This is a genomic window from Exiguobacterium sp. s157, from assembly GCF_018618205.1.
GTDB classification, from domain to species: Bacteria; Bacillota; Bacilli; order Exiguobacteriales; family Exiguobacteriaceae; genus Exiguobacterium; species Exiguobacterium chiriqhucha.
The window spans coordinates 79738-105546 of record NZ_JACSLQ010000002.1 but is presented as its reverse complement, the minus strand read 5'-3'; the positions used below and the strand labels follow the sequence as shown (position 1 = coordinate 105546).

The 25809-nt window shown below is 52.7% G+C and carries 31 protein-coding genes; 21 read left to right on the top strand and 10 right to left on the bottom strand.

Annotated features, from left to right (window positions below; genetic code table 11):
- Positions 1 to 71: 71 nt before the first annotated feature.
- The 4 genes from KNP67_RS04390 to KNP67_RS04375 all read left to right on the top strand — a co-directional run bounded on the left by KNP67_RS04390 (position 72) and on the right by KNP67_RS04375 (position 2494).
- Positions 72 to 1100 carry a serine hydrolase domain-containing protein gene (locus tag KNP67_RS04390; protein WP_214756031.1) on the top strand — a complete coding sequence of 343 codons (1029 nt, stop codon included), beginning with the start codon at positions 72 to 74 and terminating at the stop codon, positions 1098 to 1100.
- The gene (locus KNP67_RS04385; protein ID WP_138858658.1) at positions 1097 to 1483 is read left to right on the top strand and encodes a GNAT family N-acetyltransferase; all 387 of its coding nucleotides are present in this window, start codon (positions 1097 to 1099) and stop codon (positions 1481 to 1483) included. The genes KNP67_RS04390 and KNP67_RS04385 overlap by 4 nt, the downstream gene beginning before the upstream one ends.
- Positions 1484 to 1494: 11 nt before the next feature.
- Positions 1495 to 2199 (top strand): SDR family NAD(P)-dependent oxidoreductase, encoded by a 705-nt coding sequence (locus tag KNP67_RS04380; protein WP_214756028.1) that lies wholly within the window; start codon positions 1495 to 1497, stop codon positions 2197 to 2199.
- An 88-nt stretch (positions 2200 to 2287) separates the two neighbouring features.
- Positions 2288 to 2494: a hypothetical protein gene (locus KNP67_RS04375; protein ID WP_034779520.1), complete on the top strand. Its 207-nt coding sequence runs from the start codon at positions 2288 to 2290 to the stop codon at positions 2492 to 2494.
- Between the two features lie 19 nt (positions 2495 to 2513).
- Here KNP67_RS04375 and KNP67_RS04370 read toward each other — a convergent pair whose 3' ends face one another.
- The gene (locus KNP67_RS04370) at positions 2514 to 2945 is read right to left on the bottom strand and encodes a hypothetical protein (protein WP_214756000.1); all 432 of its coding nucleotides are present in this window, start codon (positions 2943 to 2945) and stop codon (positions 2514 to 2516) included.
- A gap of 146 nt (positions 2946 to 3091) precedes the next feature.
- On the opposite strand from KNP67_RS04370, the gene KNP67_RS04365 reads away from it, so the two are divergent.
- Positions 3092 to 4087 carry an MDR family oxidoreductase gene (locus KNP67_RS04365; protein ID WP_029594539.1) on the top strand — a complete coding sequence of 332 codons (996 nt, stop codon included), beginning with the start codon at positions 3092 to 3094 and terminating at the stop codon, positions 4085 to 4087.
- Between the two features lie 58 nt (positions 4088 to 4145).
- On the opposite strand, the gene KNP67_RS04360 is transcribed toward KNP67_RS04365, so the two are convergent.
- The 4 genes from KNP67_RS04360 to KNP67_RS04345 all read right to left on the bottom strand — a co-directional run bounded on the left by KNP67_RS04360 (position 4146) and on the right by KNP67_RS04345 (position 6633).
- Positions 4146 to 4490 carry a YflT domain-containing protein gene (locus KNP67_RS04360; RefSeq protein WP_029594538.1) on the bottom strand — a complete coding sequence of 115 codons (345 nt, stop codon included), beginning with the start codon at positions 4488 to 4490 and terminating at the stop codon, positions 4146 to 4148.
- Positions 4491 to 4586: 96 nt separating this feature from the next.
- The gene (locus KNP67_RS04355) at positions 4587 to 6047 is read right to left on the bottom strand and encodes a UDP-N-acetylmuramoyl-L-alanyl-D-glutamate--2,6-diaminopimelate ligase (protein WP_029594537.1); all 1461 of its coding nucleotides are present in this window, start codon (positions 6045 to 6047) and stop codon (positions 4587 to 4589) included.
- Positions 6048 to 6202: 155 nt separating this feature from the next.
- Positions 6203 to 6403: a helix-hairpin-helix domain-containing protein gene (locus KNP67_RS04350; RefSeq protein ID WP_029594536.1), complete on the bottom strand. Its 201-nt coding sequence runs from the start codon at positions 6401 to 6403 to the stop codon at positions 6203 to 6205.
- Positions 6400 to 6633, bottom strand: a complete 234-nt coding sequence (locus KNP67_RS04345; protein WP_029594535.1) for a hypothetical protein — start codon at positions 6631 to 6633, stop codon at positions 6400 to 6402. The genes KNP67_RS04350 and KNP67_RS04345 overlap by 4 nt, the downstream gene beginning before the upstream one ends.
- A 130-nt stretch (positions 6634 to 6763) precedes the next feature.
- Here KNP67_RS04345 and KNP67_RS04340 point away from each other — a divergent pair, with 130 nt between their 5' ends.
- Both KNP67_RS04340 and KNP67_RS04335 read left to right on the top strand, forming a co-directional pair.
- A complete protein-coding gene (locus KNP67_RS04340; protein ID WP_251128688.1) occupies positions 6764 to 6979 on the top strand; it encodes a hypothetical protein in 216 nt (71 codons plus the stop codon).
- A gap of 166 nt (positions 6980 to 7145) precedes the next feature.
- Positions 7146 to 7418: a sigma factor gene (locus KNP67_RS04335; protein WP_029594533.1), complete on the top strand. Its 273-nt coding sequence runs from the start codon at positions 7146 to 7148 to the stop codon at positions 7416 to 7418.
- Here the strand turns inward: KNP67_RS04335 and KNP67_RS04330 are convergent.
- Positions 7401 to 8213: an HAD family hydrolase gene (locus tag KNP67_RS04330; protein WP_029594532.1), complete on the bottom strand. Its 813-nt coding sequence runs from the start codon at positions 8211 to 8213 to the stop codon at positions 7401 to 7403. The two genes, KNP67_RS04335 and KNP67_RS04330, sit on opposite strands and share 18 nt — an antisense overlap.
- Before the next feature lie 63 nt (positions 8214 to 8276).
- Here KNP67_RS04330 and KNP67_RS04325 point away from each other — a divergent pair, with 63 nt between their 5' ends.
- From KNP67_RS04325 to KNP67_RS04305, 5 genes are all read left to right on the top strand, one after another.
- Complete coding sequence (locus KNP67_RS04325; RefSeq protein WP_029594531.1) at positions 8277 to 8528, top strand: hypothetical protein; 252 nt, start codon at positions 8277 to 8279, stop codon at positions 8526 to 8528.
- Positions 8529 to 8643: 115 nt separating this feature from the next.
- On the top strand, positions 8644 to 9204 hold the full coding sequence (locus KNP67_RS04320; protein ID WP_029594530.1) for an RNA polymerase sigma factor: 561 nt from the start codon (positions 8644 to 8646) through the stop codon (positions 9202 to 9204).
- On the top strand, positions 9201 to 9914 hold the full coding sequence (locus KNP67_RS04315) for an anti-sigma factor (RefSeq protein WP_029594529.1): 714 nt from the start codon (positions 9201 to 9203) through the stop codon (positions 9912 to 9914). Before KNP67_RS04320 ends, KNP67_RS04315 begins: the two co-directional genes overlap by 4 nt.
- 84 nt (positions 9915 to 9998) lie before the next feature.
- On the top strand, positions 9999 to 10910 hold the full coding sequence (locus tag KNP67_RS04310) for a Gfo/Idh/MocA family protein (RefSeq protein WP_029594528.1): 912 nt from the start codon (positions 9999 to 10001) through the stop codon (positions 10908 to 10910).
- 15 nt (positions 10911 to 10925) lie between these two features.
- A complete protein-coding gene (locus tag KNP67_RS04305; protein WP_021065953.1) occupies positions 10926 to 11111 on the top strand; it encodes a hypothetical protein in 186 nt (61 codons plus the stop codon).
- A gap of 37 nt (positions 11112 to 11148) precedes the next feature.
- Here KNP67_RS04305 and KNP67_RS04300 read toward each other — a convergent pair whose 3' ends face one another.
- Positions 11149 to 12066 (bottom strand): DMT family transporter, encoded by a 918-nt coding sequence (locus tag KNP67_RS04300; protein ID WP_029594526.1) that lies wholly within the window; start codon positions 12064 to 12066, stop codon positions 11149 to 11151.
- A 326-nt stretch (positions 12067 to 12392) separates the two neighbouring features.
- Between KNP67_RS04300 and abc-f the strand changes: the two genes are divergently transcribed.
- Positions 12393 to 14231 (top strand): ribosomal protection-like ABC-F family protein, encoded by a 1839-nt coding sequence (gene abc-f, locus KNP67_RS04295; protein WP_214755999.1) that lies wholly within the window; start codon positions 12393 to 12395, stop codon positions 14229 to 14231.
- Positions 14232 to 14247: 16 nt separating this feature from the next.
- Here the strand turns inward: abc-f and KNP67_RS04290 are convergent, their stop codons facing one another.
- Positions 14248 to 14409 carry a hypothetical protein gene (locus KNP67_RS04290; RefSeq protein ID WP_034779568.1) on the bottom strand — a complete coding sequence of 54 codons (162 nt, stop codon included), beginning with the start codon at positions 14407 to 14409 and terminating at the stop codon, positions 14248 to 14250.
- Between the two features lie 98 nt (positions 14410 to 14507).
- On the opposite strand from KNP67_RS04290, the gene KNP67_RS04285 reads away from it, so the two are divergent.
- Positions 14508 to 14840 (top strand): hypothetical protein, encoded by a 333-nt coding sequence (locus KNP67_RS04285; protein ID WP_138858646.1) that lies wholly within the window; start codon positions 14508 to 14510, stop codon positions 14838 to 14840.
- Positions 14841 to 15398: 558 nt separating this feature from the next.
- Here KNP67_RS04285 and KNP67_RS04280 read toward each other — a convergent pair.
- Positions 15399 to 16253 (bottom strand): HAD family hydrolase, encoded by an 855-nt coding sequence (locus KNP67_RS04280; protein ID WP_214755998.1) that lies wholly within the window; start codon positions 16251 to 16253, stop codon positions 15399 to 15401.
- Between the two features lie 164 nt (positions 16254 to 16417).
- Here KNP67_RS04280 and KNP67_RS04275 point away from each other — a divergent pair, with 164 nt between their 5' ends.
- The 7 genes from KNP67_RS04275 to KNP67_RS04245 all read left to right on the top strand — a co-directional run bounded on the left by KNP67_RS04275 (position 16418) and on the right by KNP67_RS04245 (position 24793).
- Positions 16418 to 17932, top strand: coding sequence for a BCCT family transporter (locus KNP67_RS04275; RefSeq protein WP_214755997.1), 1515 nt, complete (start codon positions 16418 to 16420; stop codon positions 17930 to 17932).
- 121 nt (positions 17933 to 18053) lie between these two features.
- A complete protein-coding gene (gene kynU, locus KNP67_RS04270) occupies positions 18054 to 19331 on the top strand; it encodes a kynureninase (RefSeq protein ID WP_214755996.1) in 1278 nt (425 codons plus the stop codon).
- A gap of 11 nt (positions 19332 to 19342) precedes the next feature.
- The gene (gene kynA / locus KNP67_RS04265) at positions 19343 to 20182 is read left to right on the top strand and encodes a tryptophan 2,3-dioxygenase (RefSeq protein WP_214755995.1); all 840 of its coding nucleotides are present in this window, start codon (positions 19343 to 19345) and stop codon (positions 20180 to 20182) included.
- Positions 20183 to 20196: 14 nt separating this feature from the next.
- Positions 20197 to 20820 carry an arylformamidase gene (gene kynB / locus KNP67_RS04260; protein WP_138858641.1) on the top strand — a complete coding sequence of 208 codons (624 nt, stop codon included), beginning with the start codon at positions 20197 to 20199 and terminating at the stop codon, positions 20818 to 20820.
- A 124-nt stretch (positions 20821 to 20944) separates the two neighbouring features.
- Entirely contained in the window at positions 20945 to 21931 is a 987-nt protein-coding gene (locus KNP67_RS04255; RefSeq protein ID WP_214755994.1) for a glycosyltransferase family 2 protein, read from the top strand.
- A complete protein-coding gene (locus tag KNP67_RS04250) occupies positions 21879 to 22268 on the top strand; it encodes a GtrA family protein (protein ID WP_214755993.1) in 390 nt (129 codons plus the stop codon). The genes KNP67_RS04255 and KNP67_RS04250 overlap by 53 nt, the downstream gene beginning before the upstream one ends.
- Positions 22265 to 24793, top strand: coding sequence for a YfhO family protein (locus tag KNP67_RS04245; RefSeq protein ID WP_214755992.1), 2529 nt, complete (start codon positions 22265 to 22267; stop codon positions 24791 to 24793). Before KNP67_RS04250 ends, KNP67_RS04245 begins: the two co-directional genes overlap by 4 nt.
- Here KNP67_RS04245 and KNP67_RS04240 read toward each other — a convergent pair.
- Positions 24786 to 25670 (bottom strand): MurR/RpiR family transcriptional regulator, encoded by an 885-nt coding sequence (locus KNP67_RS04240; RefSeq protein WP_214755991.1) that lies wholly within the window; start codon positions 25668 to 25670, stop codon positions 24786 to 24788. The two genes, KNP67_RS04245 and KNP67_RS04240, sit on opposite strands and share 8 nt — an antisense overlap.
- Positions 25671 to 25809: the final 139 nt, after the last annotated feature.

Below are 25809 nucleotides of genomic sequence, written 5' to 3'. Positions count from 1 at the left end.
TTTTGTGTGGTTAGGGATTGATTGGCCGTATGCTATGCTAAAAACACTAGACAAACTTTCGGAGGTGCCCGATGAACAAGCTTTTGGACGACGACTTTACTGACCTTCCCATTAAACCTGATTTTTCTGGATCGGCGCTCGTCATGCGACAGAACGACATCCTGTTCGACCATCAACAAGGTTATGCGAATCGGGCGGAACGCATCGAAAATCGAACGTCGACCCGATTCGGTATCGCTTCGGGCTGTAAGTTGTTCACGGCCATCGCCGTCTGCCAGCTCATCGAACAAGACAAGTTGGCATTCACATCGACGCTCGGCGAATGCCTCACCATCGATTTTCCAACGTTCGATCCGGCCGTGACAGTCGAACAGTTGCTCACTCACACGTCCGGCATCCCCGATTATTTCGACGAGTCTGTCATGGACGATTTTGAGGAATTGTGGCGGCAACGTCCGATGTATCACATCAGGCAGCTACGTGACTTTCTTCCGATGTTCCAGCACGAACCGATGCGACAAGAACGGGGCGTGTTCCAATACAATAATGCCGGGTATATCCTACTCGGCCTCATCATCGAACAAGCGAGCGGGTTGACGTTCTCGGACTATATCGAACGATTCGTGTTCAAACCGGCCGACATGACCGATTCGGGGTACTTCTCCCTCGATGCCTTACCAGCGCACACGGCGCTCGGGTATATCGACAATGTGGACGGCTCTTGGCGGACGAACCACTATTCGATTCCCGTCAAAGGCGGCGCGGACGGCGGCGCGTTCGTGACGGCACAAGATATGGCCAAACTTTGGAGCGCCCTGCTCGGTCATCGCCTGCTTGGGGAGGCGATGACGTCACGGTTGCTCACGCCTCACGTGCCAGTGAACGAAACAGGCGCACATTATGGCTACGGTCTGTGGATTCAATTGGACGCGAATCGACACGTCTTCAAATATCATGTCATGGGTTATGACCCCGGCGTCAGTTTTCATTCTGCTTACTACCCGGCCACAGACATCGTCTCGGTCGTCTGTTCGAACGAGTCAGACGGGGCGTTCGACCTCATGAAAGTCATCGAACAGAAAGCAGGTGTGTCTTCTTGAATATCCGCCCATACGAAGAACGTGACTTCGAACAGATTCAAGCGTTGAATGAAGCGGAAGGTTGGAGTCAACTCGTCCGACAACACGAGTTGACGAAACAGGCGTGGCGGCAATCGAACGTCGCCTATGTCGTCGAGTCAGAAGGACAGGTGATCGCCTACTTGCGTGGATTGACCGACACGACCGTGAGCCTGTACGTGTGCGAACTGCTCATCGCGGCCTCGCACCGTCGCCTCGGGATTGGCGAGCGACTGCTGTCACACGTGCATGCGCTCTACCCCGAAACGCGCCTCGAGATGCTCGCGAGCGCTTCATCCCACACGTATTACGAGAAATTGAATTTCCGTCCGTTTTACGGATATCGGAAGACGATTCACGAATAGGAGGAACTGCCATGAAACTAGCTATTGTGACCGGTGCATCGCGCGGCCTCGGCCGTGCCATCGCCGAGGAATTATTGAAGCGTGATTATGAGGTCGTCAATTTTTCACGGACGCAGGCGACCGATGCCTCGTTCCGTCACGTCAAGGTCGACTTAGCCGATCCGACAAGCACACTGGCCGCGATTGGACAGATGAAGCCGCTCATCGAGACGGCAACGTCCTTGCTCGTCGTCCAAAATGCGGCGTTGATTGAACCGATTCACCGGGCCGGTCAAGTGGATGATGCGCAGCTTATCGCCCACGTCCAAGCCAATCTGCTCGCCCCGATGCTCTTGACGAACGCGGTGCTCGCGTACGACTTGCCCGTCTCGCTCATCCATGTGACCTCAGGGGCCGCCAAGCGCCCCATCTCGGGCTGGAGCGCCTATTGTGCGACGAAAGCCGGGCTCGACCATTTCACGGAGACGGTCGCCCTTGAATTGACCGGGACGGACGACAAGGTCGCCTTGTTCAATCCAGGCGTCATGGACACCGCGATGCAGGAAAGCATTCGGGCCTCGTCAGAAGACGCGTTCCGTGACGTTGAACAGTTCCGCTCCTATGTGACGGAAGGACGATTGCGCACCCCTGAGACGGTTGCCCGCATTTTGGCGAAACACTTGCTAGACGAGCCGTTCGAGAATGGCAAGACGTATTCGGTGTATGACCTAGACTGATTTTTCACCTGGTATAAAATTCAGCCACCCTTTTTAGGTTCAACCGCCTACACTAGAGACAGATGAAATGAGAAAGGGTGGCTAAGTCATGAAGACGATTGCAGGAGGATTATTATTTTTCGGCTTGTTCAGTCTCGGATTGTCGTTCACGATGATTGGGGACACGGCGATTGTCGGAGCGATGGTGAGCGGTGTCGCCATCTTATGTAGCGTCGGGCTTTGGTTCGGAGCGACAGAAGTAACGCGCATCCGTGTTGCTCTCCTCGACAGCAAAAAAACGTCTTTCCCTGAATGAGGGAAAGACGTTTTTGGATTCATTGATTGTCTTCTTCTTCGTAATCATCATCAGCATATTCCTCGAAATCATACTCTTCGAAGTCCGCTTCATCGATAAAGATGTCGCGGTCATTGACGACGTGAATCGGACCGTTGGCCACATCGATTCGAATCGTCCATGCCCATGGAATGCGCAATCGGCTATAAACGCCTGTCCAGAATTCCATCGATTCTTGCTCGTATCGTTCGAACTCTGCCAGCAACTCTTTAAAAGTGATTCCTGACAACTGGAAGTTTGAGTCTTGGATTCGCTCAAGGGCATTATGCGTCGCCTCGAGCTCCGCCGCACGTACCATTTCTTCGGCCGTAGCCATCTCAAGAATGGTTCCATCCGGTGGCAGAATGTCGTATACGTTAAACAATTCGCCTTCTTCTACTTCTTCATCAAACTCATAGTCGTCGTGCCGCATGCTTCATTCCTCCTCACTCTAGTTGAATCTCTTTCATTGTACCATTCCACTCCCTGTTAGAACGAAACATTCGTGTATATATTTTGGCAGGTGGGGAATGATAACAAAGGAATAGAATACGTATCAGCGAAAGGGGCCAATTGACCATGAACGAATCATTTCAAGCACTCGTCCTCGACAAAAAAGACGACCGTCTCCATTCCACGGTGACCGACGTCAAATTCGACGCCCTTCCGAGAGAAGAAGACGGCAACGTCCTCGTCGAAGTCCATTATTCAGCGCTCAACTACAAAGACGCTCTCGGGCTGACCGGATCCGGCAAAATCGTCAGTCATTATCCGTTCATCCCCGGGTGCGAGTTCGTCGGGAAAGTCGTTGAATCCGACCATCTCGATTTCAAAGCCGGCGACGATGTCATTGCGACCGGTTTCGGCATCGGCGAACGACATTTCGGTGGCTTCAGCCGTTACGCTCAAGTCCCTGGGAACTGGCTCATCAAACTACCGAAAGGCATGGCGCTGCGAGATGCAATGACAATCGGAACGCCAGGACTTACCGCCATGTTCGCTGTTGAGGCGCTCGAACACGAGGGTGTGCATCCTGGTCAAGAAGTACTTGTGACCGGTGCTTCCGGGGGAGTCGGCAGTTTTGCCATCGCCTTGCTCCACAAGCTCGGCTATCACGTGATTGCCTCGACCGGCAAACAAGACCCGGCGTATTTGCGCGACCTCGGTGTCGAGAACGTGATGGCCCGAAGCGAGCTCGAAGGACCGGCCCGACCGCTGGATGAACAGCGGTTCGATGCTGCCATCGACTCGGTCGGAGGCGAGACGCTCGGTAATATCCTCAGCCGAACGCGCTATGAAGGGACGGTCGTTGCGTGTGGGCTTGCCGGTGGCCATGAGCTCCACACGACCGTCTATCCGTTCATCTTACGAGGCGTACGGCTCATCGGCATTGATTCGGTCATGCAACCCATCGTACGTCGTCTGAAGGCGTGGGAACGATTGGATGAGCTGCTTGATTCTAACGTGCTCAACCATATGATTCATGAGATTCCGTTGCATGACGTCCCTCGCCACGCTGAGGCGATGATGCGCGGCGAACTGAGCGGCCGGACCGTCGTTCGGATCCATGACTAACAAACAGGGCTGAATCCATCGATTCAGCCCTGTCCCTGTATTCTCCATGGTGGTGGAATTATAAAGTGAATCCGGCTGGTGCGTCTTTGACGACGACAATCACCTTGCCTTGGTCTAATTTTTTCTCGAGTTGGTCCGCTTCTGTCGATGAGAAGCCGAGCTGTTCGAATTGGGCTCGGAGCTCGTCCCCTTTTTTACGGAATACATTTTTCGCGGCCGTCCCCAGGCCGACGTCTGATGCCGATACTGTATTCGCGTCGGCGTTATCGGCCACACGATCGGTCCGGTCATCATCGTGGGTGACGACATAAATGTGCTTGTCCTCAATCCCTTTCGCTTTCATCGATTGAATGGCGGTCACAACTTCTTCATCATTTGTGAACTCTTTGTACAAAACTGACATGTGTAGTTCCCTCCTTCGATAGCGTTACAGTAAGAGTAATTACCTTCTTTTGCAAAAATTACACATTAAAAAACGATGACAGCTGTCATCGTTTCGTTAAACGGCCGGTTCTTGGCCTTTTAATTTTTTTAATTCATCGAGCAAAATGTCCGATTCGTTGAACGGAATCGACTCTTGTCCGACTCGTTCGACGTGGTCATGACCTTTTCCGACGACGACGATCCGTTTCCCGACGAGCGCTTGTTGCGCTGCATGGCGCAAGGCATCTCGCCGTTCCTCGAACGTCACGTAATGCGTGTTCGAATCAACACCTTCGAGCAATCCATCGATGATGTGCCTCGGGTCTTCCGTCCGCACGTCATGTACTGTCACGATTAAATCGTCTGAATAGCGGCTCGCGATTCGACCCATCTCTGCCCGCTTCGTCGGATCTCGGTCTCCGGCCGCACTCAAGACGACCACGAGCTCTCGCTCACCTTGCTGAAGCGTCGACAAACATTTTTCGAGTCCGTCCGGCGTATGGGCATAGTCGATATAAATCTCGCCATCTTCCGTATCAAGTCGCTCGAGACGACCTTTTGGAAGCGTGAGTCCTGGCACGTTGGCGATGATGGAGCGCAACATCAGTTCCGACGTCGAGACGAGACCGATGGCCGCAGCCAGGTTGGCGGCGTTGAATGCGCCCATGAAGCGGACCGGCGCCTCAATCGTCAGTGCGTTCATTTTGACGACTACCGTTTGGTCATGCCAAATGACTTGGATATCGGCCGGTACGTCGGCATGCGTGCTATACATGATACGTCGACGGGTCGGGGCAAACGCGGCCATCGTCTTACTGGCCGGGTCTTCGGCGTTCAAAATAATGGCGTCCCCGTCTGTCGTTTCGACTTGTTCGAATAATCGGGCTTTGGCCCGGGCGTACTCGTCCATTGAGCGATGGTAATCCAAGTGGTCATGCGTCAAGTTCGTGAACGCCGCCGCGTGAAATCGGACGCCTTCGACACGTCCTTCCATCATTGCATGCGAGGAGACTTCGACGACACAGTCGGTCACGCCGGCATCCGCCATCTCGGCCAAAATACGATGTAAGACGACGGCTTCCGGCGTCGTATTTGGTGTTTTTAATGTTTGATCTCTATAACGTGCTCCAATCGTACTGACAATCCCGACCGGCCGTCCGGACAGACGAAATAAATCATATGTCAATGTCGCGGTCGTCGTTTTGCCATTCGTACCGGTGACACCGTAAATACGCATCCGATGTGAGGGGTGGTCATAAAAGGCACTGGCCACCACGCCGGCTGTCCGCTTCGTGTCCGCGACGACAAGGTTCGGCACCTCAAGATCAAGCGGGTATTCCGAGATGACAGCAACCGCTCCTTTGGAGACGGCATCCTCAGCGAATTCATGTCCGTCCACCGTATAACCGCGGATACAGATAAATAAATTCCCTGGACTGACCTTTCTGGAATCTGTCTCAATTCCGGTCACCCATGGATCGCGTTCGATGTCATCCATCTCATTTTCTAGAATGGCGGATAAACGTTTCGTCCTCATGCTGTGTACTTCCTTTCTCATGGGTGTCGCTAGGTTCGCAAACCTTATCGTCATGGTACTAGATATTAGGCTGTAATGGAGATGACAAATATATTACTTCCCTTTTTACGTGCAATGCAATCGCCCAACCAAAAAATTCCTAGTCCAGGACGGGACTAGGAATGTATTTCGCTGTCGGTGAACCGAAGTCCTTGCTCATGAAGCGCGGTTTCCAAGATTCGCAGCACACTTGGCCCGACCCCATGTAAGGCCGCAATCTCTTGCTTCGTATACGTGGCCAACTGTTCGAGCGTATCGATATAGGCGGCCTTGAGCGCCCGTTCGGCCGGCGCCGAACATTTCGGAAGTGGTGTCATCCAATTCCCTCCTCTCGTCCTGAATCTCGTTCGATCGTCGGGAGACAGGCGAGGACACGTTCCATACAAAATGTCCGACGGGCCTTCTTGCGTATATCCCACGCGACAAGTCGATCGCCTTGTAGCTTCATCAGTTTGACGCGTCGCTTTGAAATGACCCCGTTCCGATCGATATACACCATTTCTACGACTTGTCCGTTCCGCATCCAACGCATGACCTCTTGCCTCATCTGATTTCCCTCCTTTTGTTACCTTTATTATATCGAACATTTGTTCGTAACTCCAGTCTAGAGGTGTGCGTTTGAGCGATTTGCCGTATGCTAGAAGAAATGAATCTTTTGCGAAAGGGGTTTACCCGATATGACCTATTTGCTGTTGGCCGTTTTGGCCATCGTCTTATTCATTTCCATGATTTATGCGGCCAAAGCCTTGCCAAATTTAAGCAATGTTTTATTCAACCGCGGCAGCCTGTTCGGTCAAGACACCGAGACCGTCACGTGTCCGAACTGTAAGAAAACCTTCAAACGGTCCGGTGGGAACACCCAGACATGCCCTCACTGTTATACGTCGTTTTAACCCAAAAACACCCGCCTGGCCGCTAGACGCGGACCTCGGGTGTTTTTTGAATGTGCTCGAAGCAACAAGTAACCGTTTACGCTCACCTTATAAGTGAAATAAGAAGGTTACGTCATTTGCCCGCAAGTCAAACCACGAGACAGTCTCATTCCTAAAGGAGTTCACCATGTCATTCATATCCGATCACGATTTATACGCACGATTGTTAAACCGCGACACTTCCGCGCTCGAACTGCTGTACGACCGCTATGAGCGCATCTTATATTCGCTCGCCCTCCGCTTGACGACGCGAGCCGACTGGGCCGAGGCCGTCCTATCCGAGGTGTTCACCGAGCTTTGGAAACGGCGTCTGCCGCTCGATTTGACGACCCATCGGCTGAGAACGCATTTGTTCGAGCGTGTGGAGACCGCAGCGCTACGTCTAGTCGCGAGCGCTTAAACCCGTCTGCTCTACCGCTCGATGTAACACTTCTAGAATCCCATCCGCATACATGCCCTCGGTGACACGACCATGTTCTCGTTTGGCTTCTTCCGTCCCGTTACCAAGCACATAGCCGTTGCCGACATACCCCAACATTCCTAAATCGTTCCCACTGTCCCCGAACGCGTAGGCGTGCTCGGTTTGAAACGTATATCGGTCGCACACGTAGTCGACTGCAGCGACTTTCCCCGCCCCTCGTGGGATGAAATCAATATCGTAGGCGTCTGCCGGATCCCCGGCGAGCGGGTTGCAACGACTAACGTTGACCGCGATTCCGAAGTCACCGGCACTCGAACGAATATGCTCGAGCTCCTGTGCGCTCTCGCCGAAGTAATAATAATTGTGCATCCAGCCGCTTGTGCCAAGATTCGTCTGTGGTTCAATCGTGAGTGTTCGCCCTAGCCTGTCGACGACTTGGGTGACGCGGTCTGAAAAATCATCGGGAAACCGTGACGAATAACCGGGATCAAGCTCCAGTTGTCCGGACGCCGTCACTTGATACAGCTCTGTCCCGAGACTCGCCGCGATTCGATGTGGGAAGTAACGCATCTCGGCCCGCTTCACTTTCTCCATAATCGTCTCGAGCGAACTCCCCGTCACCCACATCGTCGATAAGCGATGTGAATGATGATCGAGAAAATCTTCGAGTTGCCGCAAGTGCTCCAACTGCTTTGCGGAACAAGCATGCGGGAAGTACGTCTCGTCGAAATCAAAACAGATGAGCGTCCGTCCTTCCTTTGTAAATCGTTTCATCGTCATCCTCCTTGTGTCGCCATACCCCCTTCTCGTATAGTAAAAGGAGAAAGGACGTGCAACATGAAAAATCGTTTAAGCCGCTACTACTGTCAGTATAGCGGAATCGTGATCGGGTTCGGACTTGTCTTCGCCTTTTTGTTCGGCATACGGACATATTCATTTTGGCAACAATGGCTCCCGAACGGATTTGCGCTTCTCATCACATTCCTCACAGCAATGCTGTTTAGTTACGTGACGTATCGACTGCTCAGTGCCTTGAATTTGAAACTCTTTCACCGACTCGGCGACGCGACATCGACATGCTCCCGTTAAACACGGGACTACATAACGACCGTTCACAAAATAGTCACCTCAAATAGGCATCCATTTCACGGTTTCATCCGTTAGATCAATACAAGGGATTCCCTTATGGATAAAGGAGACAGCCATGACTGATATTGAATTGTACGAGCGCGTCAGGCAAAAAGACAAACAAGCGCTCGAGGCACTTTATGATCGCTATGAACGAATCCTGTATGCCTTTGTCATGCAGTTGACGAAAGACCGCGACCTCGCCGAAGAAGCGATGCAGGAAGTATTCATCAAGCTGTGGCGCGGCGGCGGCGTATATGATGACTCAAAAGGAAAATTCAAATCGTGGCTGTTCACGATGAGCCGTCACGTCACGATCGACTTGATTCGCAAACGAAAACCCGACCTGCAACTAGACGAGTCTTACGCTGAAGCCATCCCGGCCCCGGCCCCGTCCGTCGAGACCGAGGTCGAATGGCAAGAAGAGCGAACGCAAATCGAGACGGCGATGGCCGAGCTTCCGGTCGAGCAACAACAAGTCGTCCGTCTCATGTATTTCCAAGGGCTCAGCCAACAAAAGATCGCCGATGCGTGTGGCATCCCGCTCGGCACCGTAAAAGGAAGGATTCGATTAGCGTTGAAACAGTTACGAAGGCATCTATCCCATGATTTGATTGATAAGGAGGTGGAACGATGAACGCTTGTGACCAATTGATTGATTATTTCAACCAGCATTTGACGGAAGACGAACGCATCCGGTTCGAAGCGCATCTCGCGACATGTCAATCGTGTCAAGAAGAGCTCGAACAACTCGAGGCCCTCGTCGGCGGCGTCGCGTTCCTCTCTGAACCGGCTGAACCACCGAGCGGGATGAAGGCACGCATCCTCGACAACGTGTTCGCAGAAGACGATACGGAGACAGCGTCGAAACCAGACGAACCGACCCCGATCACACCGTTCACTGCCACGAAGAAGAACCAGAAGACGCCCTGGGGAGCGCTCGCTCTCGCAGCCGCACTCATGCTCTCCTTGATCGGGAACGGCTACCTGCTCTTGAACCAAGATGACCCGAGCGGCATCGCCTTGACCGAGACCGTCCCGCTCGAAGGCGATTCGGAAGGCGTGGCTTATCTGGCCGAACAGGACGGCCAGCGTCAGCTCATCGTCCAAACGAACGGACTCGATGCGCTCGAAGCGAACGAGGTATATCAAGTTTGGCTCATAAAAGACGACTCCCCGATTCCGACCGGGGCGTTCGTGACGGATGCTAAAGGGAACGGGACCGTCATCTATACACTCGATTCGACTGAATCGGAGACGGACTGGGATACCGTCGCTGTCACGAAAGAACCCGAACGGGGCAACACGGCACCAGAGGGCGACATCGTCCTCATTGCCAGCCTATAAGCAAGAACCGAATGACCTGACGCACCGCGCGTACGTGTCATTCGGTTCTTTTTTCGTTATGATGATAGAAAAGGAGTGGTACATATGCGTCAGCCTAAAATTGGTGTCGTCGGTCTCGGCGGCATCGCTCAGAAAGCGTACTTACCGATTTTATCGAACAGCACATCGTTCGAACTGATCGGTGCCTATTCTCCGACCGTCGCCAAACGCGACGCGATCTGTCGGGCCCATCGGATGGAGTCATTCACAGGACTTCCCGAGCTTGCGGCGTCCGTCGATGCGGCGTTCGTCCACAGTTCGACCGAGACGCATTTCGACGTCGTCTCCTATCTGCTCGCACACGGTGTCGATGTGTATGTCGATAAACCACTCGCTGCGACAATCGAACAGGCGGAACGTCTCGTCGAGCTGGCCGAGCAGACGAACCGGAAGCTCATGGTTGGCTTCAATCGCCGCTTCGCCCCGATGTATCAGCACGTGAAAGAAGCCGCTCCGTTCCACACGCTCGACTTCGTCAAGCATCGCGGGGACGGTTTGCGCGGCCACGACTATCAGTTCACGTTGCTCGACGATTATTTACACGTCGTCGACACGATCCGGTATCTCACCGGAAGCGAGTTGCGTCTAGTCACAGGGCATTTGGAGAAGACCGAAGCGAACGAGCTTCATTTCGCCCGCCACGTCTGGCAAGACGAATACGGACTGCACACGACATCGATGCACCGCAAGGCCGGGACCAATCACGAAGGGCTGAGCGCCATCCGGGACGGACTTCGCGTGACGGTCGATGAGATGGTGACGCTTCAGCGCTTCGAGCACGGCGCCCATTCGACGAAGACGTTCGGGTCATGGGACACACTCTTGACTCAACGAGGCTTTCAAGGAGCGATCGACCACTTTATCTCGGCGTTGACCGACGATACGGCCATCATGACGGACGGTCGTGAGGCGCTCCTCACACAACAGCTGGTGACGGATTTGTTCGGCTCACACTAAAAGGAGGCGTATCAAATGGATTTCTTTTTCTACATCATGGTCATCGTCGTCGTGTCCATCGCCGCAGACACGTTCAACAAGACACGGAAGGCGCGTTTAGAAGAACTTCGACTCAAAATCGAGCAAGAGAAACTCGCGATTCAGCGGCTCGAACTCGAGATGAAGCGCGACGAAGACAAACTCGATCATCACGGATTTTAAAAAGACGATCGGCCCAGAGCGGGTCGGTCGTCTTTGGTTATAAGATATGGCGCTCCTCAGCTTGACGTGTCTCGCGGACACGCTTTTGCCGTCGTTCGGTGAGTGTCGACCAGGTGACGGCCGTGATGATGCAGGCGGCACCGATGAAGAAGTTGCGGTCGAGCCGTTCGTCGAGGACGAGCCAGCCGAGGTAACCCCCGACGAGCGGTTGGAAGAAGAAAAACAGCGACCCGACGCTCGCATCCATGAGTTCGATCCCTTTGTTCCAAAAGAAGAACGCCCCGGCCGTCGAAATGATGCCAACGTATAACACACTGAGCCACAACACCGTGGTCATATCCGGCAAACCGGATGCGGCCACTTCCATTCCCATGAGCGGCGTCATCAATACGAAGGCGATGCCGATGGCGAACGTCGTGATCGTTAACGACGACATCGTCTCGGAAGCGATTTTCACATAGATGGACATGAGCGCCCACGTGATGGCGGCACCGACCAAGACGAGGCTACCGATGAAATACGTGCCTTCGACGTGCCAGCCGACGACGATGATGACCCCGAGCGTCGCCAACAGAAGTGACCCGATTTTGACAGGTGTGAGCCGCTCTTTCAAGATCAACCGGGCGAAGATCACCATGAACGCCGGCGTCGCCGCCGTCACAAGCGATCCGGTATGGGCATCTGAGAGTTTCGTGCCGATGAATTGAAAGGAAATCGAGGCGACATAGCCGACGACTCCGACGAGCGCGATCCACTTCCAGGCGCTCCTGGCAATCTGCTCGCGTCCGAACGCCCACCACATTATAAACAGAACGACAAAGGCAACGGCGTAGCGCATCCAGACGAGCGTGAACGGTTCGATATAGCCGAGCGCATACTTACTGACGACGTACATCCCGCCCCAAATGCTGGCGGCGAGCGTTAAACTGATAGCACCGAGCCATTCCTTGCGCATAGCGTCTCTCCTTTCTGATGCCTAAACAATACGACACCGTTTCCTGAAATTCCTGTCTCTCTAGTTGTCGAACTGACCGAAATCGCTTACAATAACTCTAATGATGATTGAAAGGAGGGAGAAAGGTGAACTTTGTCGGACGTACGCACTGGTCAACAGAACATTTGTACATTTTGCGTGCGATTTTTCACGATGTCGCGTAACCACAGGACCCGTCTGTCCTTTTTTAGACATTGCTGAAATACGACAAAGCGCCTCTCTTTCTTGCCGAGCGCTTCTTTGCGCTCGGTTTTTTTGATAGGCCTCTACTTTAGGAGGAACCATCTATGTTAATCGAATTACAACATATTCAAAAACAATTCGGCGGCCACGCCGTCTTAATCGATGCCAATCTTCAGGTAAACGCAGGCGAGCGAATCGGGCTCGTCGGACGGAACGGGAGCGGCAAGACGACACTCCTACACCTCATCGTCGGCGCCGATTCGCCCGACGAAGGGACGATCTATCGAAAACAACGGCTGACGATTGGCTATTTGGCCCAGATTCCTGCCCATCCCGGTAAATCAGGGCGAGACGTACTCTATACCGCGTTCGCCGAGTTGACGAGACTCGGTGACGAGATGCGACGACTCGAGGAACAGATGATCTCAAGTGACGACATCGACTCACTCCTCGAGACGTACGGCGCCCTGCAGATGCGCTATGAGAACGGCGGCGGCTATGCCATCGATTCGAAAGTGAATGCGATGATCGATGGATTACGGCTCACAAGTTTCGTCGACCGCCCATTCGACACACTCAGCGGCGGAGAACGGACCAAAGTCGGGCTCGCCTTGGCGTTGCTCCAAGAGCCGGAACTGCTCATCCTCGACGAACCGACGAACCATCTCGATTTAGAAGCGATGACTTGGCTCGAGTCATTCCTGCGTGACAGTCCGTCCACGCTTCTCCTCGTCTCACACGACCGCGTGTTTCTCGACGCCGTCGCCACACGCATCGTCGAATGTGAGGACGGGGAGTTGGCTAGTTTTGATGGCAACTACAGCGCGTTCGTCGCCCAAAAAGAAAAGAAGTTGCTCGATCAATTCCATGCCTATACGGAGCAACAAAAGAAAATCAAGAAGATGAAGGAAACGATTCGACAGCTAAGACAGTGGGCGAACGAAGGCAATCCACCGAACGAGAAGTTTTATCGGCGCGCCAAATCGATGGAGAAAGCGCTCGCCCGCCTCGAGACGATCAAAAAACCACGACTCGAGGCCGTTCAACCGGACATTCAGTTCACGGCTCAGGGGCGGACCGGACGCGATGTGTTCGAGGCGACCGACGTGACGGTCACTTACGACCGGACCGTCTTCGAACACGTCTCGTTCTACGCCGGTCATGGCGAACGCATCGCCATCGTCGGCCCAAATGGGAGCGGCAAGTCGACCCTGTTGAAAGTATTGCTCGGTCACCTCGAACCGGCGACAGGCGAGGTGCGACGAGCGGAACGGGCCCAAATCGGCTACTTGTCCCAACACATCGACTTTGATGACTCCCATCGGCTCATCGAGGCGTTCCGTGACCGCATCGCTGTCGATGAAGGGAAGGCCCGTCAATTGCTGGCCCAATTCCTCTTCTATGGCGCGAGCGTCTTCAAACCGGTCAAAGATTTGAGCGGTGGCGAGAAGATGCGGCTCATGCTCGCCATTCTCATGCATGAGGATGTGAACGTGCTCGTCTTAGACGAACCGACGAACCACCTCGACATCGAAGCGCGTGAAGCGCTTGAAGACGCACTCGACCGTTTCACCGGGACGCTCGTCGCCGTCTCACACGACCGCTACTTCTTGAACAACCTGTTCCCGATCACCTATTGGCTCGACGGGACAGCGACACGTTTCCCGGGAAACGTGTCGTATGCGCTCGAGAAACGGCAACATGAAATGAACACAGAGGTCGCCGTTCCTAAACCGAAACTCGTGAAACCGAAGCAAGAAACGACTCGCGACACCTCAGTTGATGAAGCTCGCCTGACCGAGCTCGAAGCATCACATCAAGCACTCCTGCACCAGATGAATGAGACGAACGATTTAAAAGAATTAATGACGTTGCAGCAACAAGCCGATGCGCTCCAAGCAGACATCGACACATTGTTGAATCAGTTGCTCGAATCGATTTAATCAAAAAACGACGCCCTTAGCGGCGTCGTTTTTGTTCGAACCAAGCTTGGACAAGAAAGCCCGTCACGCCAAGCGCCATCAAAAAATAGGGCACGATACGTGGGACAGCGCCCGTTTCCCCCATCATCATGAGGATCAATCCGCTCACGAACGTCCCGAGCCAATATATTTTCGGCATGTCGTCACTCCTCTATAATTTTTTTCTTGTAATTTGTCAGAATTTTTCGTAAAATATTTTGAAATTCTTATTTCCAGATATGGAAAGGAGACGCGTTCATGCCAAAACGAAACTGGGAGACGATTCTCCGATTCACCCTCGTCGTCACAATCACGCTCGCCACTTTCCTCTACGTCCGCTACTCGACCGAAATTGAGGAACGCGAACGTGCCTTAGAGCAGTACCTTGCGACTCATTATAACATTTCGGCGGAAACCTATTCGATTGACGGTACCCTTTCCTTAAGCGGTTACGTCTATGATTTGACGTTCGAAGACGAACCCGACGCCGCTTACACGTTTCAGGTCGAACAGGCCGCAGACGGCCATCGTGTGAAGTTTGAACGAGCAGATGGCAAACAACCGGACCGGGTCGCCACGTTCGCCCCATAAGAAAAAGCGCCACGTCTGTGGCGCTTAACGGTGAGCGTTTCTAGTAGAGCGGACTTTCACCCGACCGAGAAAGTTCCCGGCCGACCGTCCCATGCAATCAATCGATACGTGCTAGAAAATGGACGCGGTTCAGAACGCGATTTCGGAGCGTTCGTTCGTCTGAACATCAATCTGGCCCTGCACAGAGACATTGCCTCCAAAACGGCCATGACTGCGTTTCGACGTAATAAGGTTGAAATCCATCATGAACCTCATCATGCCCACCTGTTTTGAAACACCGAGCTTCCTAGACGTTTTGCCTCCCACATATCCTTTTTGTCTGCCCCTCACCTCTCGCTCGAGGTCAGGTGGACGACAGTTTGAATCAGGAGATCACCTAGTCCGCTGGTCTTTCAACCAACTTGTCTCTCGTTTCACCGAGCCGGCCTCAGTCAAACAACGATTGAATCTTCGTTTCATCCGTTGCCCCCTTTCAGCTCAACACGTTGAATGAGGACTACACTAATACATTAACCGTTTTACGTGACATCGAATCCCTGTTCACCATTTCTTCAAAATTTAGTCGTCGATATAATGGTCGAGCGCATAGGCGACGCCATCGTCCTCAACATCCTTCGTGATATGGGTGCTGATGTCTTTCAACGGATCGACGGCGTTCCCCATCGCAATCCTCGTTTCCGCCACTTCGAACATCGAGATGTCGTTCAAATTGTCCCCGATGGCCACAATATCCGCTTGTGGAATGCCGTGATGCTCTGCCAACTGCGTCAAGGCCATCCCTTTGCTCGCATTCGGATGACCGATCTCGATTTTCGTCCAGCCTGCCGTCGTGATCAAAATGTCGGTCCGGGGCTCATACAGTTTCCGGAGCTCGTGCAGTTTGCGCCGATCGAACGAATAGACGAAGACTTTGTACACTTCGTCGGCCTCAAAGTCGATGTCCTCGATCGCATCAACATATGTCAGCCCGAACTGTTCGTTTTGAATTTCAATCTCTCGCTCGCCCCATTCCTGTGAGAACGATTGGTCGTGTGGCAACACCTCATCCAACTCGCCCTTCAGTAAATCGGTACCCGAACGGAGTACTTTCACCCCGGCATTCGTATAAAATTCGACATACGCTCCGTGCTCATGGGCCACATCCCACAACTCCTGTACGACGTCTTTCGGGAGCGCGTGGTAATAAATGCGTTCGTTCTCATAGAAAGCGATTGCCCCGTTCCCGGACAAGATTGGACAAGTCAATCTGCTCCGTCGCAGCAACTCTTCGATATCGTGAATCGATCGGCCCGAAGAGATGGCGACCAAATCTCCCTCGGCTTGGCGACGCCGGATTGCGTCTTGGTTCGTTTCTGTGATGACACCAGTTCGAGACAATAACGTCCCGTCTAAATCGATGGCAATCAATTTCATATTCCAATCTCCTTTCAAACGCGTCTCATCATTCCATTCCCCGAATTCATTCATCTCAACGCAAAGAAAACACCATTCTGGCATATAGGCGTTTTCCTTTCACGCAAATAGGGAAATATTTATTAGTCCTAAATAATAATTTGTGCGTTTGGAAAGGAGTCCTCATGAACACTTCACCTGAAAAGCCACGCTTGAATCGCGTGTTCTACATTTCGGCGAGTCTCATCGCTCTCCTCGTCCTGTTTGGTGCGATTCGTCCGACGTTGTTCGCGACGATTGCCGGGAACATCTTCAACTTCACGACTCGCTCGTTCGGTTGGTTTTACTTACTCGCCGTCTTCTTGTTCGTCGTCTTCCTCGTCTTCCTCGCGTTCAGTAAATACGGGAAGATTCGGCTCGGGACGGACCAGGACCGTCCGCAATACCCGTTCTTTACTTGGATCGGGATGCTGTTCTCCGCTGGTTTCGGGGTCGGACTCGTCTTTTGGGGCGTTGCCGAACCGATGAGCCATTTCATCACCCCTCCGTATGCGGATACGACCGAGCTGACCGTCGAAGGAGCTCGATTGGCCATGGCATATTCCTTCTTCCATTGGGGCGTCAGCCAATGGTCCGTCTTCGCCATCGTCGGCTTGATTATCGCGTATTTCCAGTTCCGCCGAAATGCGGACGGCCTTATTTCGACGAGTCTGTCTCCGCTCATTAAAGACCGGGCTTATAAACAGCCGCTCAATCAAACGATTGATATTTTAGCCGTCATCGCGACCGTCATGGGTGTCGCCACGTCACTCGGTCTCGGTGTGCTCCAAATCAACGGTGGTTTGAACAGTGTCTTCGGGTTGCCGAACACAGCGCTCGTCCAAGTATTGATTATCGTTGTTTTGACCGTCTTGTTTTTGACTTCGACGACGACCGGTCTCGACCGCGGCATCAAATGGCTCAGTAATATCAACCTCGGGACCGCGCTCGTATTGATGGTATTCGTGTTCTTTGCCGGCCCGACCATCTTTATTTTAGAGACGTTCACCCTCGGGTTAGGGGATTATTTACAGAACTTTATCCGCTACAGTCTTCGTTTGCAGCCGTACCAGCAAGGGACGTGGGTGCGTGATTGGACCATCTTCTACTGGGCATGGGCCATCGCTTGGTCGCCGTTCGTCGGTGCATTCGTCGCCCGCGTCTCACGTGGCCGAACGATTCGTGAGTTTATCGTCGGGGTGCTCATCGTGCCACCGTTCATCGCGCTCTTATGGATTGCCGTGTTCGGCGGAACGGCCCTTCACCTCGACTTATTCGAAGGAACATCGATTGCGCAAGCGGTCGATGCCGATGTGACGAGTGCCTTATTCGTCACGTTCGCCGAATTGCCGTTCAGCTTTATTTTATCCGTCTTGTCGATTCTGTTGATTCTTACTTTCTTGATCACGTCAGCCGATTCGGCGACGTACATCATCAGCAGTATGACGACGAATGGTAGTTTGCATCCACCGCTCACTGTCCGAATCGTTTGGGGCATTTTGCTCGGCGGAATCGCCGCCGTTCTATTGATCGCGAGCGGGCTCGAGGGATTGCAGACCGCTTCACTCATCTCCGCCCTCCCGTTCACCGTCATCTTGATTCTGATGGTGTACACGCTGTTCAGTCTATTACGCAAAGAAAATGTCCGTAAAATCAAATAGGAATTAGGGTCGCCTCAAAGGCGGCCTTTTCTTTTGGGGATGCGTTCCTTCATATTGACACGTGCAAAGGCGATTGCTACGCTTTTGTCAGCATGACACGCAAGTCAAAGGGGGAAACGCTATGGCTCAAGATTTCACACGGGCGTACGCGGAAACACGCGACGCCAGCGACTCGCTCGCACCATACCGGGGAGAATTTTATTTGCCGCAAGACGGTATTTATATGGACGGTAACTCGCTCGGCCTGTTATCGAAACGGGCCGAACGGACGTTACTCGATTCACTGAGCGATTGGAAAGAGCTCGGGATTGATGGCTGGATGTCGGGACGCCACCCATGGTTCAACTTGTCAGAACAATTGGCCGCACTTAACGCCCCGCTCGTCGGAGCCAGAGCCGAGGAAGTGATGGTCACCGGGTCGACGACGGTCAACTTGCACCAACTCGTCGCCTCATTCTTTAAACCGGAAGGCAAGCGGACGAAGATTTTAGCCGACACGCTCACCTTCCCATCTGACATCTACGCCTTGAAGAGTCAACTCGAGCTCCGTGGACTCGCCCCGAGCGAACATTTGGTTCAAGTCTCGAGCCCGGACGGACGCTATTTGAAGGAAGAAGACATCATCGCAGCGATGACGGACGAGATCGCTTTGATCGTCTTGCCGACCGTCCTCTATCGCAGCGGACAAATTCTCGATATGGCCCGTCTCGCCATGGCGGCGCATGAACGGGATATCTTGATCGGCTTTGACGCCTGCCATTCGGTCGGCGCCATCCCGCACGCATTCCACGACTGGGGCGTCGACTTCGCCTACTGGTGCAACTATAAACATTTGAACGGCGGACCGGGCAGTGTCGGCGGCCTGTTCGTCCATGAACGTCATTTCGGGACGACACCTGGCCTGGCCGGTTGGTTCGGTTCACGCAAAGATAAACAGTTCGATATGGATCACACGATGACGCCGGCCGATGACGCAGGAGCGTTCCAAATCGGGACACCGCACGTCTTGAGTCTGGCCCCGCAACTTGGTGCCCTCGAGATGTTCAATGAAATCGGGATGGACGCCATCCGTGAGAAATCGCTCGCTTTGACGACGTATATGACTGCATTGATTGACGAGGTGCTCGCCCCATACGGATTCGTCATCGGCAGCCCGCGCAACGAGACGCAACGCGGTGCACATTTGAGCCTCGAGCATCCGGAGGCGGCCCGCATCTGTAAAGCGCTCAAACAACATCGCGTCATTCCGGATTTCCGGGCCCCGAACATCATCCGACTCGCACCGGTCGCGCTCTACAACACGTTCACCGATGTGTATGATGTCGTGATGACGTTACAGACAATTATGGAAAACAAAGAATACGAGGCGTTCGAGAACGTCCGCGAAGTCGTGGCCTAAGGAGAATCGATATGAGTGAACGGATTGAACATAAAGTCGAGCAATCGATTCAGACAGACTTTTCAAAAGACATGTCATACGGTGACTATTTACAACTCGACCCGATTTTATCGAGTCAGCACCGCTTATCGGATCATCATGACGAGATGCTGTTCATCATCATCCATCAGACGAGTGAGCTCTGGATGAAATTGATTTTGCATGAACTGACGGCGGCCGTGACCGCCATCGAGACGGGAGAGCTCGAGCGTTCGTTCAAGATGCTCGCCCGTGTCTCGAAGATTCAACAACAGCTCATCCAGTCGTGGAGCGTCCTCGCGACGTTGACTCCGGCCGAGTATTTGGAGTTCCGCGACAAACTCGGTTCGTCTTCTGGCTTCCAATCGTACCAGAACCGCCAAATCGAGTTCGCCCTCGGCTTTAAGAACGCGCGCACACTCAGTGTGTACGCCCATGATGAGAAGCTATATCCGCTTCTCGAGTCGTCGCTACAGGCACCGAGCATCTATGACATGACCGTTCGCGAAATGCATCGCCGTGGTCTCGCCATCGATGACACCGTGCTCAACCGGGACGTCACGAAAGACTGGGAATGGAACGAGAGCGTCGAAGCAGCTTGGGTCGAAGTATATCGCGATGTGAACAAGTACTGGGACTTGTATGAGCTCGGCGAGAAACTGCTCGATATCGGCAGCCAGCAGCAGATGTGGCGCTTCAACCATATGAGCACCGTCGAACGGATTATCGGTCAAAAGATGGGGACGGGTGGATCGTCAGGCGTCAATTACTTGCGCCGCGTCCTCGACCACCGTTTCTTCCCTGAACTTTGGACTGTCCGGACAAAACTGTAAGGAGGACGAACACGATGACATGGATTGATGTTTCGCAACCGCTCGAAGACACGATCACGACATGGCCAGGCGACACGGCGTTCCGTTACGAGATCGCGTGGCCGATGGCCGATAGCGGTTCGGTCAACGTCGGGAAAGTGACGATGAGCCTGCATACTGGAACGCATATCGATGCCCCGTTCCATTTCGAGGACGCCGGACAGCGCGTCATCGATCTCGATCCCGGGCTCTATATCGGTCCGGCCCGGGTCATTCATCTCCCTGGACACGAACGAATCGAAGCGACGGACTTGGACGGTTTTGACTTGACCGGCGTCGAACGGTTGATTCTCAAGACCGACGGCTGGCCGAACAAGCAGGAATTCCCGAGCCACATCCCTGAACTCACGCCTTCACTTGCCGACCGTCTCGGCGAACTTGGGATTTACTTGATCGGTCTCGATTTGCCTTCGGTCGACGCGATCGACAGTAAAGAGATGGCGGCGCACCACGCGCTCGCCCGCAACGGGGTCCACATTCTCGAAGGACTCGTCCTCGACCATATCGCCCCTGGTGATTACGAATTGAACGCCGTGCCGCTCCCGATCGTCAAAGGTGACGGCAGTCCGGTGCGCGCGCTCTTGCGTTCGCTCGACTAATTTGACATCCATCCGGAAAACCGGGTGGATGTTTTTTTGAGGGAAACATGGGGAAAGGCTTGAATCCGGCTTAGAGAGGGAACAGGGATACTGTTCTCATTATGTAAAAAGGAGTGGTTTCTTCATGAAAGTAATCTCATTTATTCTCCCTGCCTATAACGAAGAAAAAAACATTCCACTCGTCTTTGAAGCGATTCGAGAACAATTTGAGGGGATTTCTTACGACTATGAAATTGTGTTCATTAACGATGCGAGTTCAGACGATACACTCGGTGCAATCAAACGATTGGCGAAACGCCATCCCGAAGCGCGTTATGTCTCTTTCTCACGAAATTTTGGAAAAGAAGCCGCTATCCTCGCCGGCCTGCAACACGTAACCGGTGATGCGGCCATCATCATGGACACGGATCTTCAACACCCATCCGCTTTGATTAAGCAAATGGTGGTTGGTTACGAGGAAGGTTATGATCAAGTTATTGCTAAACGCGACCGCACCGGGGAGAGTGGTATCCGAAAAATCGCCGCTCAAACGTATTACAAATTAATTAATAAAATCGTCGATGTCGAACTTGAAGACGGAGTCGGTGATTTCCGTCTCCTCAGCCGGGAAGCCATCGACGCACTATTGCGCATGAACGAGAATCAACGCTTCTCGAAAGGATTGTTCTCCTGGATCGGGATGGAACAAAAAGTTGTCACCTACAAGAACGTTTTACGCCAAAATGGTGAGACGAAATGGTCATTCAATCAGCTATTCAACTATGGCGTCGACGGTTTGATTTCCTTTAACTCAAAACCGCTCCGTTTTTGTTTTTACACGGGCGTATCGATTTTGGTACTGTCGATGCTTTATATTTTGTTCACTTTGTTCGGAATTATTCAAGACGGTGTCGAGACCCCAGGATATTTCACCCTCATCTCGGCAATCCTTTTGCTCGGCGGGATTCAACTCGTCAGTCTCGGGATTATCGGCGAATATGTGGGGCGCATCTATTTCGAGACGAAACAACGTCCCGCTTATTTGATTCAAGAAACTAATATGCAAAGGAAGAGTGTGAATGAACAAAAGAAAGGCAGAGTTTATAAAATTCATCGTCATCGGGGGAATTAACACCCTCAATTACTATACGATTTACATGCTGTTTCATCACTTATGGAAAGTCGGCTATGGGGTCTCTCATGTGGTGGCGTTCACGCTCAGCATGGTCGCCTCTTTCTTTTTGAACAGCTATTTCACGTTTCAGGTCAAACCGACGCTACGCAAATTTTTGCAGTTCCCGCTGACACAAGTCGTCAACTTCACGGTCACGACCATCTGTATCTATCTGCTCGTCGAACAGTTCGGTATGTCGACATCGATTGCCCCATTGTTCGCCATCTTCATCGCCGTCCCAGCGACATTTATCGTCACGAGCAAAATTTTGAAACAAGGGCATACCGCTATATGAAGAACGTATGGCTTATCGTTGCAGCACTGGTCGTGTCCATCATTGCGCATGCCTTTCTCATCTATTATCAATCACAAGGCGGGTATGTCGCCGGCCCGAACGATGGATTGTCCCAGATGGTACCGTTCAAACATTTTTTATATGAAACGTTCCATAAAGGCAACCTTGTCTATGCCGAAGACTTCGGATTCGGTGGCGGGACCATCACCCAACTCGCTTATTATTATGCGACGTCCGTCGTCTTTTGGCTTACGGTCGCAGTCGTTTCCTTGTTCGACGTGCTCGGACTCGTCACGCCGGACCTCGAACTTTGGTTACAGCTCACCCTCTTCGTGAGTGTCATCCGTCTCGCCGCCGTCCTATTGTTTGCGACATATGCGTATCGGCTGTTCCACGTCAGAACATCTCACGCCTTCATCGGCGCAGTCCTATACGGCGTGTCCGTTATATACATCCGCCATGTGACATTTTGGGAGTTTTTCGCGGACGCCTTCCTTTGGGTTCCACTCCTTGTCATCGGACTCGAACGCATCATCCGGCTCGGCCGTGCCGATCTCTTTATCGCTATCAGCGCACTCATGCTCGTCAACAACTTTTATTTCGCGTACATCAATTTGGTTTTCGTCTTTGTCTACGTCGTGTTCCGCCAGTTCATTCACTTCCCGGAAGACCGTCTTAAACGCCGGCAACAGTGGATGTTTTATGTTGGTTCTGGTGTGCTCGCGTTGCTCCTTAGCGCTTTCGCATTCATTCCGGCGACGTATGGATTTCTGCAAAATGAGCGACCGTCTTTCGAGCACGAGATTGACCTGGTGCGATTCGATAACATTTTGTACGATAGCCCCCTGTTCATCATTCCGGCCGTCTTCATCCTATTCGCGCTTTATCGCCCACTCTATCGTCAGACGGCGTTTCGTCTCTTTGCAACGATGAGCCTTTTATTCACGGTACTCCATTTCAGCCCACACGTCGGAAGTTTCTTCAACGGGTTCTCGGCCCCGCAATATCGCTGGGAATATCTTGCGAGCTTTACAATCGGTGGTGCGGTAGCTGTCGGTTTATCGCATTGGCGGTTTGAAAGGAATGCGTTCCTTACTGCCGCTATAGGCACAATAGTGTTCTATCTCCTGTTCGGTCTGTTCGGGAATGTGACATGGCCTATCGGTCTCGTCATCTTTGGATTGATGCTCGTCTCGGTAGCGTCGCTTTGGTGGAAACCCCTCCTCGCGCCATACATCATTCTCGCCTCATGCCTCATCGTCTTTAACGGCTATACGAAACTCGTGCTTTACGATCAAGCCATCGTTAAGACGAACGAGTCATTCGTGAACAGTTCCGATTACGACAGCGCCGAACAACGTGAACTTGTTGCGCTCGTACAAGACGATGCCGCTCCGCTCGAACGACTCGATTGGATGGTCCCTTTGCGCAACAACACACCAATCGTCCAGTCGTTTCTCGGGACGAGCTTGTACTCGAGCATATTGAACGGGAACCTGTTGACGCTCTATTGGCGCGACCTTGAAATCGATATGGGACGGGAGAGCGTAAGCCGATACGGCTCGCTCGGCAATCGCGCCAACCTGCATCACTTATTATCGAGTCCGTACTGGATGCGCCATACCAACGTGGCGAGTGAAGCACCATACGGTTTTACCTTGCTCGCCGAGAGTGACCGGTATGCTGTCTATGAAAGCGAGACGCGTCTCCCGTTCGTCCGGACGACGACGTCCACATATCGTCAAGATGCTCTGGAAAACGCCTCGATGTTAACGCGCGAGCAAGCGATGTTGACCGGCGTCATTTTAGAGGATGGCGACGAAGCACCACTACCGGCCCAATCGATCAACTTTACGATGGAGGCTACCGACGCCGCACTTGAGGCTGAGACGCTCCGCGTCACAACGGACGACGGTGGCATCGACTTGATTCCGGACATCCCGCCGACGGCAACGGGAGACTTGTACGTCTCCTTCGACATTCGAAAGCTGGAGGGCGACGGGTTCTTCATCAAACTAGGTGGGTACCGGACAACACGTAAACCTGAGGCGTCGATTTACCGGACCGACCTCACATCGATGACGCTCCGCACACCGATGTCCGAGCGCATCCCGTTACGTCTTCCCGAAGGCACGTATGCACTCGAAAATGTGACCGTCGAGTGGGAAGATTATACGACGCTCACCAACATGATTCAAGAGACGAATCAGCGTCCTGATATCCCCTTCACCTGGGATGGTCCCGACCTTGACTTCACCATCGAGGATGCCGAGCCAGGAACGTATGCTGTTCTCCCCGTCCCATTTGAACGCGGGTGGCGCGCTTCCGTCAACGGAGAAGCCCGTGACGTCTTACAGGCCAACTATGCGTTCAGTGCGATCCAGCTCGATCAAGGACGAAACGAGGTCGAACTGACGTATCGGCCGCCCTTCTTTAAGATCACAACGGCGATGACATTGCTTGGTCTCGTCTTCTTCATCAGCTATCTCGTATATGTACGCCGCAAAGAGCATCCGTTCACGTGAACGGATGCTCTTCTTCTTGCATGACCTCACTCGAACTTTTACGATGGTCGAACCGTTTCGAGATTTGCACTTTGTAAGCCATGTTCGCCTCATAGTCTGTCGAGAACACACCAGCGTACAACAGGTCGAGCAGGCAATGAATCGAATCGTTCGTCGTGAAGCTCCCGATTTTCGAATAGAGGCGCTCACGGGTCGTCAAACGGAGCGTACAATCCGCCTGGTTCGAGATGGCATTCTCCCCTAGACTCGTCAAGGCGAGCACCGGCACACGTTGTTTCTTTAAGTAAGGAATAAGTCCGACCGTATAATCACTTTCTCCCGTATAGGAGATCAGGAGCGCACACGTCGTTTCGTCCGAGTTGGCCGCTTCGAACTCGGCGTCGAATTCGCAGAGACTGACTTGCTTGCCGATTCGGTTCATCTTTGACTTGAAGTCGTGACAGAGCAACAAATTATGGATGACAGAAAAGACTTTGATGTGCCGCGCCTCACACAACATCGTTACGGCCTGCTCGAACGCCTCGTGATCGAGCAACGACAGCGTATCCTCAATCGTCATCTGCTTGAGCGCCGCCAGCTTGTTCGCCACGACCATCAAGTTGTCCTTGGGTGAGAATGGCTCATTGGCATCGATATCCGAGAAGTGACGATTCAAATACTCGATTTCCTCCAAAAACTGTTCCTTCAACTCGAGCCAACCCGCAAACTCCAGTTTCGTGGCGATGCGACTTAACATCGATGGGTGTGTATACGTCGCCTCGGCGATTTGTTTCATCGTCTTGTCGTGGATCCGCTCCCGCTCGACGAACAAATAGTCGATGACGGCCCGTTCTGATTTAGAGAACAGGTCTTGCTTCATTTTCTCGGTCAATAGCATGTCCGGTCTCCTCTCGTGAATTGAATTCACAAAAATAAATGTCTATATGTTTCTTTTTGTAAACGCTTTCGGAGTTGTCTGTAAATCTATTGTGTTCATTTTTCTATATTTTATACTGAATGAGAAATGAGAAGATACA

Bases quoted from the DNA above. Each gene is read 5' to 3' on its own strand.
- KNP67_RS04330 (WP_029594532.1), bottom strand. From the start codon at position 8,213: ATGAAACGATTTACAAAGGAAGGACGGACGCTCATCTGTTTTGATTTC.
- KNP67_RS04255 (WP_214755994.1), top strand. From the start codon at position 20,945: ATGAAAGTAATCTCATTTATTCTCCCTGCCTATAACGAAGAAAAAAAC.
- KNP67_RS04365 (WP_029594539.1), top strand. From the start codon at position 3,092: ATGAACGAATCATTTCAAGCACTCGTCCTCGACAAAAAAGACGACCGT.
- KNP67_RS04350 (WP_029594536.1), bottom strand. From the start codon at position 6,403: ATGACACCACTTCCGAAATGTTCGGCGCCGGCCGAACGGGCGCTCAAG.
- KNP67_RS04305 (WP_021065953.1), top strand. From the start codon at position 10,926: ATGGATTTCTTTTTCTACATCATGGTCATCGTCGTCGTGTCCATCGCC.
- kynA (WP_214755995.1), top strand. From the start codon at position 19,343: ATGAGTGAACGGATTGAACATAAAGTCGAGCAATCGATTCAGACAGAC.
- kynU (WP_214755996.1), top strand. From the start codon at position 18,054: ATGGCTCAAGATTTCACACGGGCGTACGCGGAAACACGCGACGCCAGC.
- kynB (WP_138858641.1), top strand. From the start codon at position 20,197: ATGACATGGATTGATGTTTCGCAACCGCTCGAAGACACGATCACGACA.
- KNP67_RS04315 (WP_029594529.1), top strand. From the start codon at position 9,201: ATGAACGCTTGTGACCAATTGATTGATTATTTCAACCAGCATTTGACG.
- KNP67_RS04370 (WP_214756000.1), bottom strand. From the start codon at position 2,945: ATGCGGCACGACGACTATGAGTTTGATGAAGAAGTAGAAGAAGGCGAA.
- KNP67_RS04300 (WP_029594526.1), bottom strand. From the start codon at position 12,066: ATGCGCAAGGAATGGCTCGGTGCTATCAGTTTAACGCTCGCCGCCAGC.
- KNP67_RS04355 (WP_029594537.1), bottom strand. From the start codon at position 6,047: ATGAGGACGAAACGTTTATCCGCCATTCTAGAAAATGAGATGGATGAC.
- KNP67_RS04335 (WP_029594533.1), top strand. From the start codon at position 7,146: ATGTCATTCATATCCGATCACGATTTATACGCACGATTGTTAAACCGC.
- KNP67_RS04280 (WP_214755998.1), bottom strand. From the start codon at position 16,253: ATGAAATTGATTGCCATCGATTTAGACGGGACGTTATTGTCTCGAACT.
- KNP67_RS04290 (WP_034779568.1), bottom strand. From the start codon at position 14,409: ATGCCGAAAATATATTGGCTCGGGACGTTCGTGAGCGGATTGATCCTC.
- KNP67_RS04240 (WP_214755991.1), bottom strand. From the start codon at position 25,670: ATGCTATTGACCGAGAAAATGAAGCAAGACCTGTTCTCTAAATCAGAA.
- KNP67_RS04325 (WP_029594531.1), top strand. From the start codon at position 8,277: ATGAAAAATCGTTTAAGCCGCTACTACTGTCAGTATAGCGGAATCGTG.
- KNP67_RS04250 (WP_214755993.1), top strand. From the start codon at position 21,879: ATGAACAAAAGAAAGGCAGAGTTTATAAAATTCATCGTCATCGGGGGA.
- KNP67_RS04245 (WP_214755992.1), top strand. From the start codon at position 22,265: ATGAAGAACGTATGGCTTATCGTTGCAGCACTGGTCGTGTCCATCATT.
- abc-f (WP_214755999.1), top strand. From the start codon at position 12,393: ATGTTAATCGAATTACAACATATTCAAAAACAATTCGGCGGCCACGCC.
- KNP67_RS04360 (WP_029594538.1), bottom strand. From the start codon at position 4,490: ATGTCAGTTTTGTACAAAGAGTTCACAAATGATGAAGAAGTTGTGACC.
- KNP67_RS04310 (WP_029594528.1), top strand. From the start codon at position 9,999: ATGCGTCAGCCTAAAATTGGTGTCGTCGGTCTCGGCGGCATCGCTCAG.
- KNP67_RS04320 (WP_029594530.1), top strand. From the start codon at position 8,644: ATGACTGATATTGAATTGTACGAGCGCGTCAGGCAAAAAGACAAACAA.
- KNP67_RS04285 (WP_138858646.1), top strand. From the start codon at position 14,508: ATGCCAAAACGAAACTGGGAGACGATTCTCCGATTCACCCTCGTCGTC.
- KNP67_RS04380 (WP_214756028.1), top strand. From the start codon at position 1,495: ATGAAACTAGCTATTGTGACCGGTGCATCGCGCGGCCTCGGCCGTGCC.
- KNP67_RS04340 (WP_251128688.1), top strand. From the start codon at position 6,764: ATGACCTATTTGCTGTTGGCCGTTTTGGCCATCGTCTTATTCATTTCC.
- KNP67_RS04375 (WP_034779520.1), top strand. From the start codon at position 2,288: ATGAAGACGATTGCAGGAGGATTATTATTTTTCGGCTTGTTCAGTCTC.
- KNP67_RS04275 (WP_214755997.1), top strand. From the start codon at position 16,418: ATGAACACTTCACCTGAAAAGCCACGCTTGAATCGCGTGTTCTACATT.
- KNP67_RS04345 (WP_029594535.1), bottom strand. From the start codon at position 6,633: ATGAGGCAAGAGGTCATGCGTTGGATGCGGAACGGACAAGTCGTAGAA.
- KNP67_RS04390 (WP_214756031.1), top strand. From the start codon at position 72: ATGAACAAGCTTTTGGACGACGACTTTACTGACCTTCCCATTAAACCT.